The 12,427-nt window shown below is 33.6% G+C and carries 13 protein-coding genes; 4 read left to right on the top strand and 9 right to left on the bottom strand.

Annotated elements, in window-relative coordinates; translation table 11 throughout:
* Window positions 1–11 precede the first annotated feature (11 nt).
* The 5 genes from ATE84_RS08335 to mraZ all read right to left on the bottom strand — a co-directional run bounded on the left by ATE84_RS08335 (window position 12) and on the right by mraZ (window position 5,233).
* Window positions 12–1,475, bottom strand: a complete 1,464-nt coding sequence (locus ATE84_RS08335) for a UDP-N-acetylmuramoyl-L-alanyl-D-glutamate--2,6-diaminopimelate ligase (RefSeq protein ID WP_101447530.1) — start codon at window positions 1,473–1,475, stop codon at window positions 12–14.
* Entirely contained in the window at window positions 1,472–3,466 is a 1,995-nt protein-coding gene (locus tag ATE84_RS08330; protein WP_199176864.1) for a penicillin-binding protein, read from the bottom strand. The genes ATE84_RS08335 and ATE84_RS08330 overlap by 4 nt, the downstream gene beginning before the upstream one ends.
* A 4-nt stretch (window positions 3,467–3,470) precedes the next feature.
* Complete coding sequence (locus tag ATE84_RS08325) at window positions 3,471–3,782, bottom strand: FtsL-like putative cell division protein (protein ID WP_101447528.1); 312 nt, start codon at window positions 3,780–3,782, stop codon at window positions 3,471–3,473.
* Window positions 3,779–4,675 (bottom strand): 16S rRNA (cytosine(1402)-N(4))-methyltransferase RsmH, encoded by an 897-nt coding sequence (gene rsmH, locus ATE84_RS08320; protein ID WP_101450928.1) that lies wholly within the window; start codon window positions 4,673–4,675, stop codon window positions 3,779–3,781. Before rsmH ends, ATE84_RS08325 begins: the two co-directional genes overlap by 4 nt.
* A gap of 90 nt (window positions 4,676–4,765) precedes the next feature.
* Window positions 4,766–5,233 (bottom strand): division/cell wall cluster transcriptional repressor MraZ, encoded by a 468-nt coding sequence (gene mraZ, locus ATE84_RS08315; protein WP_101447527.1) that lies wholly within the window; start codon window positions 5,231–5,233, stop codon window positions 4,766–4,768.
* Between the two features lie 303 nt (window positions 5,234–5,536).
* Here mraZ and ATE84_RS08310 point away from each other — a divergent pair, with 303 nt between their 5' ends.
* Together ATE84_RS08310 and yihA are read left to right on the top strand one after the other, a co-directional pair.
* Window positions 5,537–6,307 (top strand): alpha/beta fold hydrolase, encoded by a 771-nt coding sequence (locus ATE84_RS08310; RefSeq protein WP_101447526.1) that lies wholly within the window; start codon window positions 5,537–5,539, stop codon window positions 6,305–6,307.
* Window positions 6,308–6,321: 14 nt separating this feature from the next.
* Window positions 6,322–6,927: a ribosome biogenesis GTP-binding protein YihA/YsxC gene (yihA, locus tag ATE84_RS08305; RefSeq protein ID WP_101447525.1), complete on the top strand. Its 606-nt coding sequence runs from the start codon at window positions 6,322–6,324 to the stop codon at window positions 6,925–6,927.
* Here yihA and ATE84_RS08300 read toward each other — a convergent pair.
* The 3 genes from ATE84_RS08300 to gldB form a co-directional block, all read right to left on the bottom strand.
* Entirely contained in the window at window positions 6,924–7,289 is a 366-nt protein-coding gene (locus ATE84_RS08300; protein ID WP_101447523.1) for a GTPase, read from the bottom strand. The genes yihA and ATE84_RS08300 overlap by 4 nt on opposite strands.
* A gap of 62 nt (window positions 7,290–7,351) precedes the next feature.
* On the bottom strand, window positions 7,352–7,690 hold the full coding sequence (gene gldC / locus ATE84_RS08295; protein WP_101447521.1) for a gliding motility protein GldC: 339 nt from the start codon (window positions 7,688–7,690) through the stop codon (window positions 7,352–7,354).
* A complete protein-coding gene (gene gldB, locus ATE84_RS08290) occupies window positions 7,690–8,658 on the bottom strand; it encodes a gliding motility lipoprotein GldB (RefSeq protein WP_101450926.1) in 969 nt (322 codons plus the stop codon). The genes gldC and gldB overlap by 1 nt, the downstream gene beginning before the upstream one ends.
* Window positions 8,659–8,839: 181 nt before the next feature.
* Here gldB and nadE point away from each other — a divergent pair, with 181 nt between their 5' ends.
* On the top strand, window positions 8,840–9,628 hold the full coding sequence (gene nadE / locus ATE84_RS08285) for an NAD(+) synthase (RefSeq protein WP_101447519.1): 789 nt from the start codon (window positions 8,840–8,842) through the stop codon (window positions 9,626–9,628).
* Between the two features lie 139 nt (window positions 9,629–9,767).
* Window positions 9,768–10,400, top strand: a complete 633-nt coding sequence (locus ATE84_RS08280; RefSeq protein ID WP_101447517.1) for a response regulator transcription factor — start codon at window positions 9,768–9,770, stop codon at window positions 10,398–10,400.
* Here the strand turns inward: ATE84_RS08280 and dnaG are convergent.
* The gene (dnaG, locus tag ATE84_RS08275) at window positions 10,397–12,364 is read right to left on the bottom strand and encodes a DNA primase (RefSeq protein WP_101447515.1); all 1,968 of its coding nucleotides are present in this window, start codon (window positions 12,362–12,364) and stop codon (window positions 10,397–10,399) included. The genes ATE84_RS08280 and dnaG overlap by 4 nt on opposite strands.
* Between the last annotated feature and the right edge of the window lie 63 nt (window positions 12,365–12,427).

The following is a 12,427-nucleotide window of genomic DNA, read 5'->3' as shown; positions in this document are numbered from 1 at the left end:
GAGCAAAGGATTTATTTATTTAGTTTCTTTAGTTCTTGTTTGACAATTTCAAAATCATTAAAATCAGTCCGCTCTCCATTAATTTCCTGATAGGTTTCATGCCCTTTACCCGCAATTAGAATGATATCATCTTTATTCGCTAATTGGCATGCTGTTTTAATAGCTTGTTTTCTATCTGTAATTGCCAGTGTTTTTTTATAATCCTGAGGTTCTACTCCTTTCTCAATATCTTCTATAATTTGATCTGGATTTTCTGTTCTGGGATTATCACTCGTAAAAATTGTTTTATTACTAAGTTTTGCTGCAATGTTCCCCATCACAGGACGTTTCATTTTATCCCTATCTCCACCACATCCTACAACTGTAATCAGTGTTTCATTATTGGTTCGAATATCATTAATGGTCTCTAACACATTTTTCAATGCATCAGGTGTATGTGCATAATCAACTATTGCAGTAATTTTTTTATCAGAGATCAAATATTGAAACCTACCGCTTACACTTTGCAAATCACTTAGCAGTTGAAGAGTCTCTAAGGTTTCGAGCCCTAATAATTCGGCTGTACCAAAAATTGCCAGTAGATTATACGCATTAAAGCTACCTATTAGTTTTGCCCAAACTTCATGGTCATTTAACTTTAGCAATAATCCTTCTAGACTACTCTCTAAAATTTGACCTCTATAGTCTGCATAGGATTTTAGGGCATAGCTATGTTGTTTTGCTTTAGTATTTTGAACCATAAAACTTCCGTTCTTATCATCCTTATTTACTAGTGCAAATGCTTTTGATGGTAGATTATCAAAAAACACTTTCTTTACATCACGATATTCTTTGAATGTATTATGGTAATCTAAATGATCATGAGATAGGTTTGTAAAAACCCCTCCAGCAAACTCTAATCCTTCAGTACGTTTTTGGTGTATTCCATGGGAGCTAACCTCCATAAAACAGTATTCTACTCCTGCAATATTCATTTCATTGAGGTAGTAGTTGATAGCTAAAGAATCCGGAGTAGTATGTGTCGCATTATACACTTTGGTATCTACTACAACTTTTACTGTAGACAACAACCCCACTTTAAATCCAGCTTTCTTAAAAAGTTGATATAGTAAAGTTGCTATCGTTGTTTTACCATTGGTACCAGTCACCCCAACTAATTTTAAATTTCCCGAAGGAGAATCATAATAATTAGATGCCATGATTGCCAATGCAGATTGTGTATCTTCAACCTCTACATAGGTTACACCACTAACTACAATACTTGGTGCCTTTTCGCAGATCACAACCAAGGCTCCCTGATCAACAGCTTTTCCTATATAATCATGACCATCAGAAATAGAACCCCTGATAGCTACGAACACATCATCCTGTTCAACTTTCCTTGAGTCGAATTCAATCTTATTAACGCTCATTGTTGTATTACCAACTACGGCGTTAATCGCTACCTTATATAGAATGTCTTTTAACTCTATCACGATAATTCTAATCTCACTGTTTGGTTTATCTTCACTTTAGTTCCTGGCTTTATAGATTGTTTTTTCACTCTTCCCGATCCTTTTAATTCGACTTTCAGCCCCATATTTTCTAAAAGAGAGATTACATCCATTGCCGGCATACCAGTTACATTAGGCATTATAGTTTTGTATTTTTGAGCATTCTGATAATACTTTTCATAACTATTAACCACTGAATTACTCTCTACAACAGCATAAGACACCTCATCAATCACTGGTATATCATTATATATTTTTGTGGCAATGGTTTTAAAGACTGGAGCAGCAACCTCGCTACCATAATATCCTTTTTTCTTATTTGGTTTATGAATCACTACAATACAAGAGTATATAGGTTTATCAGAAGGAAAATAGCCAGCAAAAGATGATATATATTCACGTTCTTTATCTCTTCCGTAATTCCCCCAACATGTACCTGTCTTGCCTGCAATACCAAAATTCTCAGTACGAATATTGTCTGCTGTTCCTCTCTTAACCACATTTTCCATCATCTCCTGAACAATTTTTGCGGTTTCTTTAGAACATATTGTTGGATTAAGAATTTCTTTATCAAATCGCTCTCTGGTTTTATCCCAAGTTTTCACTTCTTTAATAAATCTGGGCTTTACCATTTCGCCATCATTAGCGATTGCGTTATAAAAAACTAATGTTTGTAATGGAGTAATTGCAACACCATAACCATGTGCCATCCATGGCAATGTAGTCCCATACCAATCTTTATCTCCTGGATAAGGGATTTTAGGCTTCCCTTCTCCTTTAATTGCCAATCCAAGTGTTTCTCCAAGCCCCATATTAATTAACCGATCTACAAATTTTCTCGGATTATCTTTATAGTTTTCATTAATCATTTTAGCGAAAGCAGTATTCGATGATAACTCAAATGCTTTTGCTACAGATATTTTTCCGTATCCTCCCCATTTTGAATCTTTCACAATTCTATCATAAAATTTTACACGACCATTTTCTGTATCTACTACATAACTTGAATCAATTACTCTATCCTCTAAAGCTGCAACCATTGTCATCAATTTAAATGTAGACCCCGGTTCATGAGATTCTCCAACAGCATAATTTAGTTTTTCATAATATTTTCCTGCATTAGTACGTCCTAGATTAGAGATGGCTTTTATTTCTCCCGTTTTAGTTTCCATAACGACTACAGTACCATGCTCTGCTTCAAATATTTCAAGTTGAGCTAGTAATGCGTGATGCGCTATATCTTGTATATTTACATCAATGGTAGAAACAACATCATACCCATCTTGCGGCTCTACTTCATTTGCATCCCCTATGGGTTTCCATTGATTCTTTGCTATCTTTTGTTTTTTTCGTTTTCCTTCTTTCCCTCTTAAAAATGGCCCATAAGCTCCTTCTAAACCTACTCTGGTATAATACCCTTGCTCATCTCTTCTTTCATACCCTACAGTACGTTCAGCTATCTTTCCTATAGGATGCTCTCTTACTGTGCGTTGTTCTACTATTAACCCTCCTCGATTGGCTCCAAATTCGAACAAAGGAAACTTTTTGACCCTCATATACTGAGAATACCCTAAATTTCTTCGTAGCAACAAGTATCTATTCTTATTAGCTCTTGCTGTTCTTATAATCTTATCATAATATGAAACTGGTTTCCCAAATTCTTTGGATAATGCTGTACAAAGTGGCTTAATATGCGCTCTAAAATCTTTATCATTTACTGCCAGTGCATCAAATCGTATATCATATTTAGGGACAGATGTTGCCAAAAGGTTCCCTTTGCTATCATACAAATTACCTCGATTTGCAGGTATATCAAAAGTTTTAAAAACTCGCTCCTGAGCTTTCTGGCGATACATATCTCCTTCTACAAACTGTATATTCACTAACTTGGCCAATACTGCTATTGCAAAGACGAACATACACGCTGCTATGAAATACAACCGGTTTAATATGTTTTTTTCTTTTATTGCCAACAGTTTAGTTTTTTACTATTATTTTTCTAGGAGGTCTTTCAGGACGTTTTAATCCTTTTTGTGTCATCTTTTTTATTATTGATGACTCCATCTTCAATCTCATTAATTCGGTCTTTCCATCTACAAAATGTGTTCTTAACTCTCTAACTTCATTATTCAATCTAGCAATCTCATGCACTTTACTCTCTGCATTATGAGAACTTGCAATCATTATTATTGCCAAAAAAGAAAGAAACAATAACATCCTCCAATTCTTCATTGCATCATCTGCAATAAGAAACTTACCTTTTAATATGTCATAAATTGTTTGCTTCAAATTCTTTCAGCTATTCTCAGTTTTGCACTTCGTGCCCTATTATTTTCCTTAATTTCTTCTTCTCCCGGAACTATCAATCCTCCTACTTTTTTAAAAGGCACCGATACATTCCCATACAGATCTTTTTCTGGCTCTCCTTCAAACATCCCGCCACGTATAAATCTCTTTACCAATCTATCTTCTAGAGAATGATACGAAATCAAACTAACCCTTCCTTTAGGGTCCAAAAGCTCTGTTGTTTGTATTAAAAATTCCTTAAGAGCTTCAATCTCTTGATTTACTTCGATTCTAATCGCTTGATATATCTGAGCTAGTATTTTATGTTCTTTATGCTTTGGCAAAAACGGCTTTAGAACTTCTTTTAGCTCTACGCTGGTTTTTAAGTTCCCTTCTTTTCTAGCTCCAACTATTGCTCTTGCTAACTTAGGAGCATTTCGCAATTCTCCATATTGTAGAAACATTACTCTTAGGTCAGATTCATCATATTCATTGATTACATGATAAGCTGATATTTCTCCACTTTGATTCATCCTCATATCCAGATCTGCTTCAAACCTAGTAGAAAAGCCCCTATCTGCTACATCAAATTGATGTGAAGAAACCCCAAAATCCCCCAAAATCCCATCTACTTTTTTAACTCCGTAGAATCGAAGGAATCGTTTAATGAATCTAAAGTTTTCATTTATTAAAGTAAATCGATCATCATCAATTGCATTTCCCAAAGCATCCTGATCCTGATCAAAAGCAAATAATTTCCCTTCTGGTCCTAATCGTTTCAGAATTTCACTAGAATGACCTCCTCCCCCAAATGTCACATCGACATAGATTCCATTTGGCTTTACCGCCAGACCATCTACAGTTTCTTTAAGTAAAACCGGGTTATGATATTCCATCTCTTCCATCTCTTCTTTTCTAGTTTCTAATAGCTTAAACAAAAGTTAAACGTCTACTACTCTTTATTAGAATAAGCGTTTTAACCTCTATTAATCATTATCTATTTCGTCATCAAACCCCATTACTTCTTCTGCCAAATCTGCAAAATCTACAGCTGCATCATCAATTGCCTTTTCATATTGATCTTTGTCCCAAATCTCTATAATATTCACAGCAGATGACAACACTAAGTCTTTAGTAATTCCAGCAAAATCAACTAGATCTTTTGGAATCAAAAGACGACCAGCTGCATCAATTTCTACTACTTTTACACCTGCAGTAAACTTTCTGATAAAATCATTGTTTTTCTTTTTAAAGCGGTTGAGTTTATTCATTTTTTGCATTAAAAGATTCCACTCTTCCATCGGATACAACTCCAAACAAGATTGAAAAACGGCTCTTTTTAATACAAATCCATCTTGTAACACAGGCGAGAGTTGCTTCTTAAAAGCCACAGGCATCATTAGACGTCCCTTAGCGTCTGCCTTACACTCGTATGTACCGATTAGATTTACCACTTTTACTTCCCTAAACGTTTAATTAGTCAAATATATTGAAAAAATTACCACTTTTTACCACAATTTACCACATTGTTAATAAGTTGTCTTCTAAACAGTAAACTCGTAACGGCCAAAAACTTTAAGATTTTGTTTATCAGCACACTACGGAAACACTTGTAAATTCTTGCTCTGACCTAATTTGAGATAGAAATAATCGATCTAAAAAAAAAATATAAAAATTCATTCTGTAGTATTAATAAAAAAACCCAAAACTAATTATGAAAATGCTATATTTGCTTTTAATTCTTGTAAGAAGTATTAATGAAGCACGAATTAAAAAAAGACGGAAAATTTAGTTATCTAGATTTAGGAAAAGGCACACCAATCATTATTTTACATGGACTGATGGGTGGTTTGAGTAATTTTGAAGGTGTTGGTTCTTACTTCCCTGAACATGGGTATAAGGTACTGATTCCAGAACTCCCTGTATACACTTTACCTTTGCTAAAAACAAAAGTTAGTACTTATGCCAGGTACCTTAAAGATTTTATAGACCACTTAGGATATGGTGATAAAGAAGTTATACTTTTAGGGAACTCTCTAGGAGGACATATTGCTCTTTTATGCACCAAAATGTTTCCTGAAAAAGTAAAAGGTCTGATTATAACCGGAAGTTCTGGCCTTTATGAAAGTGCCATGGGTGAAAGCTACCCTAAACGAGGTGATTATGAATATATCAAAGCTAAAGCTGAAAATGTATTTTATGATGCCGAAATTGCTACCAAAGAAATTGTAGATGAAGTATACGCTACTGTTAATGATCGAAATAAGTTAATCAGAACTCTTGCTATTGCCAAGAGCGCTATTCGACATAACATGGCAAAAGACTTACCAAAAATGAATACTCCAACTTGTATTATTTGGGGAAAAAATGACAATGTCACCCCTCCAGAAGTTGCAGATGATTTTAATCGTTTATTACCTGACTCTGACTTGTATTGGATTGACAAATGTGGTCATGCTGCTATGATGGAACATCCAGAAGAATTTAACCAATTACTATACAATTGGTTACAAGAACGTAACTTCTAATCATAATTGATACAATGAAGATTAGTAGCGCTGAATTTGTAATGAGCAATAGTGATGTTGCTAAATGCCCTAAGGACAAACTCCCTGAATATGCATTTATAGGCAGATCTAATGTTGGCAAATCCTCATTGATCAATATGCTTACCAGCCGGAAGAGCCTTGCTAAAACCTCTGGAAGACCAGGAAAAACACAACTAATTAATCATTTTATCATTAATAAAACTTGGTTTTTAGTTGATTTACCAGGGTATGGATATGCCAGAGTATCAAAATCTTCAAAAAAAGTATTTCAGAAATTTATTACGGCGTACTTCTCAAAACGAGTACAATTAGTTAATGCCTTTGTATTAGTAGATTGTCGTCATGAACCACAAAAAATAGATCTTGAGTTTATGCAATGGCTGGGTGAAAATCAAATACCATTTTCTATTATTTTCACAAAAGCTGATAAGCTTTCAAAAAATAAGTTACCCAATCAAATAAGTGCGTATACTGAAGAAATGCTCAAATACTGGGAAGAAATGCCTAATTATTTTATCACCTCATCTTCTTCTGGGTTGGGGAAAGAAGATGTACTTAACTACATAGCAGAAATTAATTCGCAGCTAAAAAAATCTTAGCTTATTTTCTTTTTTAAAGATTCTATTAATTCCTCTACAGAATTTAAAGACGATAACTTTTCAGAATCAAATAATAAATCAATATTTTCTCCATGTTTTTGAAAAATGATTGGAAAAATAAGATTTTTGCGTTCTAGGCTTGAAATCGTGCCTAAAAACTCATCTTTATACATAAACACGAATTCATGATCAGAATTTTCTCTAAAATCTTTCCATACTTTTTTTTCTGAAAAATTACCATGAGTAAGACTACAAAGGTCACATGAATATGTAGTCGGACTCATAGTTTTATGAAAAATATCAAGATACTTATTCCAAATATCTGACTTGGCATTATACACAAAAAACAAAGTTTTTTTCAACGTTTCGATTTTGGACATTTAGTCAACAAAGTTGATGAAACATTTCAAAAAAAAACAAATCATTATTTTTGCTTAAGCTCTAGTTTTTCAGCAAAGTAATCACAAAAATCTTTCATAGTTGCCGACATTTTTTCGTCTTGGGTAGCTCGATAAAAAGTATCGCTCATAGCGACTAATGTTTGATGAAAAAAGATCTTCATTTCGTCTACGGGCATATCTTTGGTCCATAAATCAATACGAAGACTTTCTTTATTCTCGCTATTCCATACAGATAGCAGCATTGCTTTGGTCTCTTCGTTCTCTACACCTCCATCTTGTGCTGTCCACTTTAATTTTTCTGGAATTCTATTTTCATCTAACTCTATATCTATTTTTATTTCTGATTTATGATTGTTCGCCATTATTTTTTGGGTTTATATTTTGATCTGTTAAAAATCGTTTCGGCATCTGCCACTATTAATTGCCGCAAAGATACATTGTTATTTTTCATATACGAAGTTACAATCCTCCATCCTATAAATTGCCCTATTCTATCTGGCGCTTCTTTATCAATTTCTTCTAAATAAAATTTTGAAAAAGGCCCAGGGTATAAAAATCTAGGCATAAGAGTACTATCTGTACTATATAATAATTGGCGATCTATGAAATACCTCCAGATTTGTTCTTCATTAGCTTTTGCCCAGGCATACTGTTCTTCGGTATATCCTATTTTTCTGGCATCGCTAAAACCGGGTAAAAGCAAATTTTTTAGATACAGTTCTTTTCCAAAGGATACAAGATTACCCAAAAATGTTCTATCTCTGATCGGTCCTATCTGATTTTTGGCATACATAGAAGCTACATCTGGCACTATATATTGCCTATCAAAATGCTGTCTTAAATATTTTTGAATTCCTTCATAGAAATGATGATCCTTACCTAAATAGGTATCCAATGAAATAATAAGTAATCCTTTTGAAAGTACCACCTTATTATGATAATCTACATCATTGGTAATTGTAACCACTCTAGGTTCTTTAATTTCTGGGAAATAATATTTAATACGCTGAAAAAGTGAATGCAATTCATTTTCCTCTGAAGAAAAATCAGAAAAAGTTTTTTCTACTTCTTTGTTCACTTCTTGCTGTATTGTATCTCGAGATCTTTTGACCCACACACTATCCGCATACTTTTCTGAAAATAAAAAAGGATATTCTTTTTTAAGATCAGGTAAGTTTTCTTGCGTTACTTCAGCAAATAATCGATCAAAACGTTCAATTTTAATCTCTACCGGGATTTCAGCAACTTCTTTATCTACTTTACTTTCGCTTGAGCAAGAAAATAATACACAAAAAACAATGGCAAACTTTAAATACTTAATACTATTCATTCCAAAATTATAATATCTCTCTAAATAATTTCTACTATTCCAAAACGCCATCTTTTTTTATTAATTTTATATTCGCAAAGGTAAGATATCAAATTACCACAGGCAAAGATCGAAATACGAAGTATAAAATTGAAATAATTTTAGTATTCAGATTTAAATTAACATTAACAAACAACAGAGAATGCAAACAGAAAAAGTAATTGATCATATTGTAAACTGGTTAAAAGAGTATGCTACTAATGCTAACATAGAAGGTTTTGTTATTGGTGTAAGCGGAGGAATTGATAGTGCTGTTACTTCTTCTTTATGCGCAAAAACAGGATTAAAAACACTTTGTGTAGAAATGCCCATTCATCAAGCACAGAGTCAGGTAACCAGAGCACAAGAGCACATTGCTTATTTAAAAGAAAAGTTTCCTAATGTTTCTGACACTAGAGTTGATCTAACTCCTGTTTTTGAAGAATTTAAATCTGTTGTTCCTGAAACAACTCCTAGTGCACAGCTTGATCTGTCATTAGCAAATACCAGAGCACGATTAAGAATGTCTACATTATATTACTTCGCTGGTTTATACAAATATCTAGTTGCAGGAACAGGTAATAAAGTTGAAGATTTTGGAGTTGGTTTTTACACCAAATATGGAGATGGCGGGGTGGATTTAAGTCCAATTGCAAATTTGTTAAAAAGTGAAGTCTACACAATAGGAGAAGCTCTAGGAGTTCCAAATTCTATACAAATTGCCTCTCCAACCGATGGTTTATTTGGGGATAGCAGAAGTGATGAAGATCAAATTGGAGCAAGTTATGATGAATTAGAATGGGCTATGAAAATGAAAGATGAAGGCAAAGATATTGATGATTTTGAAGGAAGAGAGCAAGAGGTTTTTAAAATTTTCATCCGTCTAAATACCGTAAACCAACACAAAATGACCCCTATTCCGGTGTGTAAAATACCCGTTAATCTATTATAATTAACATTTTATCGATAAACGCATAAAAAAAAGTTTACGAGGACTAGTTCTTAGTAATTTTGCACAAAGATTTAAAAATTACCCCTAGCCTAAGATGTTAAACTCTTAAAATTAAACTAACAAACAATCGTAAACAAGAATGACAACCGTATTAATCGCAGATCATCATCCAATTACAAGGAAGGGGATCGTTTCTTTATTTCGCAACTCAGAAGATTATGAGATCATTGGCAAAGTAAGTAACGGAAACGAGATGTATGATGTTTTGAAAGCTAGTACTCCAGATGTCCTCATTATGGAGTTAGATTTACCTCAAATCAATGGAATTATGGCATTGAGAACAATTAAAAAAGAATTTCCTAGAATCAAAGTAATTATTTTTAGTTCTCATCCTGAAGAAATGTATGCTCTAAGTGCTATTAAAGCAGGAGCTTCTGCATACTTATCCAAAACAGTACCAACAAAAACACTTAAAAAAGCAATCGAACGCGTTGCTAGAGGTGGTATATATTTAAATGACAACCTTACACAACAGTTAGCAAATGGAAATGCTAATGAAAACAATATGGTCGTTAAATATAAGAAACTATCCTCCCGAGAAATAGAAGTACTCAACCTATTATCTTCTGGAAAACGCAATAAAGATATAGCTTCTACATTATCTATTAATGAAAAAACGGTAAGTACGTATAAGACGCGACTACTCAAAAAACTAAAAGTGGATAATCTTGCTGATCTAATTCATCAATCCAGATTATTACATATTAGCTAAACTACACGATTTAGCTTCTCAGATAATATTCTTTTTAATGACAGATAATCCATGATATCCTGTATGGTTTCTTGATTATTATCGGCATCGGTATTTGGAGCTTTCACTTCTTGTGAGAGCTCTTCTACTTTTTGACTAATCAGGAATCTTCGTAGATTTAAAATAATATCACTTACATACTGAGCTATCGTAAAATCCTTTTGTTTTACATGAATTTCCATATCTACCCATCTATGCAATGTATATCGTTCCTCATTCATCAAGATAGCAGTAATTTCTGAGGCTATTTCTGGGGCTATATGATTAATGAAGCTTTCGATTTTAAATTCCTCATTTTGATGTAATTGTTCAATCAAAACAGCATATATATCTTTAAAACTATTGTTGGTAAATTCTACTTCATCATCCTGGAGATCGAGATATATTTTCTCAAACACTTTTGTGGTATGCACTTCTGGTTCTAAAACAAGATCTCCTTCATCATTTTCTTTTAAGACAAGATCTTCAAACTCTTCTTCACGGTTTCCGTAAAGTAATAATATCTCTATTATCTTTCGCTCCAGTTCATATTGTTCATCGACCTTTGGAGACTTTACAGCTTCTGTTTTTACAACTTCTAGTGACTTCTGGTGTTGTTTTTGCTGTTTACGATCTTCTTTTACATCAACATTACGAATTTGTGCCAAAGTATCAAACAACACATCTTCAGAAACATCCATTATTCGAGAACATTCTTTGACATAAATTTCTCGTTTGATCACATCCGGGATTTTAGAAATACTAGTTACCATATCTCTAATCAATTCTGCCCTCTTAATAGGATCGTTCTTAGATTCTTGTTGCAATAGTGACGCTTTAAAACTAATAAAATCCTGAACGTTCTCTTCGAGATATTCGGTTAGTTCTTCTAGTGTATTTTGCTTGGCAAAACTATCTGGATCTTCCCCATCAGGAAAACTACAGACTTTAACATTCATTCCTTGCTCAAGAATCAAATCAATCCCCCGTATAGATGCTCTCATTCCAGCAGCATCACTATCAAACAGTACTGTGATATTCTTGGTTAGCCTGCTAATTAAGCGAATTTGATCTGATGTTAATGCTGTACCTGATGAAGAAACCACATTAGTCACTCCTGTTTGATTAAATTGAATAACATCTGTGTACCCTTCTACAAGATAACAGTTATCTTCTTTGGCAATAGTTTGTTTTGCATGATAAATTCCATAAAGCACCTTACTTTTATGGTAAATATCACTCTCTGGGGAGTTAAGATATTTTGCTGCTTTTTTCTCATTGGTTAAAATTCTCCCTCCAAAGCCCAAAACTCGACCAGACATTGATTGAATAGGAAACATCACTCTTCCTTTGAAGCGATCAAATTGTTTTTCTTCTTTTACTATGGTAAGACCAGTTTTCTCCAGATAGTTTAATTGATATCCTTTTTTAATAGCCGCTGCAGTAAATGCATCCCAAACATCAGGAGAATACCCCAATCCAAACTTTTTTATAGTTTCTTCGGTAAATCCACGTTCTCTAAAATAGGTTAAACCAATGGCTTTACCTTGCTCTGTTTTAAGTAAAGAATTCTGAAAAAAAGTATTAGCAAACTCACTAACCAAGTACATACTTTCTCTTTCATCTGCCTGCTGTTTTTGTTCATCTGTTTGCTCGGTTTCTTCAAATTCTATATTATATTTTTTGGCCAAATATTTTATGGCTTCTGGATATGTAAAATGCTCATGTTCCATCAAAAAAGCGACCACATTACCTCCTTTTCCACTAGAAAAATCCTTCCAAATCTGCTTTACAGGTGACACCATAAAAGAAGGGGTTCTTTCATCACTAAATGGGCTTAATCCTTTAAAATTACTCCCTGCTTTTTTCAATTGTACAAAGTCACCTATTACTTCTTCTAACCGAGCAGTTTCGAATACAGCATCTATAGTAGACTTATGGATCATTATCTGGTATTATATAATTAATATGTGGTAGTAAACACTCTATTGTGAACCCTACTACAAAAA

The organism is Aquimarina sp. MAR_2010_214, from assembly GCF_002846555.1.
GTDB lineage: Bacteria > Bacteroidota > Bacteroidia > Flavobacteriales > Flavobacteriaceae > Aquimarina.
The sequence above is the reverse complement of the archived record's forward strand: the minus strand, read 5'-3'. Positions and strand labels throughout refer to the sequence as shown.

Bases quoted from the DNA above. Each gene is read 5' to 3' on its own strand.
- rsmH (WP_101450928.1), bottom strand. From the start codon at position 4,675: ATGGAATATCATAACCCGGTTTTACTTAAAGAAACTGTAGATGGTCTG.
- ATE84_RS08310 (WP_101447526.1), top strand. From the start codon at position 5,537: ATGAAGCACGAATTAAAAAAAGACGGAAAATTTAGTTATCTAGATTTA.
- yihA (WP_101447525.1), top strand. From the start codon at position 6,322: ATGAAGATTAGTAGCGCTGAATTTGTAATGAGCAATAGTGATGTTGCT.
- gldC (WP_101447521.1), bottom strand. From the start codon at position 7,690: ATGGCGAACAATCATAAATCAGAAATAAAAATAGATATAGAGTTAGAT.
- gldB (WP_101450926.1), bottom strand. From the start codon at position 8,658: ATGAATAGTATTAAGTATTTAAAGTTTGCCATTGTTTTTTGTGTATTA.
- nadE (WP_101447519.1), top strand. From the start codon at position 8,840: ATGCAAACAGAAAAAGTAATTGATCATATTGTAAACTGGTTAAAAGAG.
- ATE84_RS08280 (WP_101447517.1), top strand. From the start codon at position 9,768: ATGACAACCGTATTAATCGCAGATCATCATCCAATTACAAGGAAGGGG.
- dnaG (WP_101447515.1), bottom strand. From the start codon at position 12,364: ATGATCCATAAGTCTACTATAGATGCTGTATTCGAAACTGCTCGGTTA.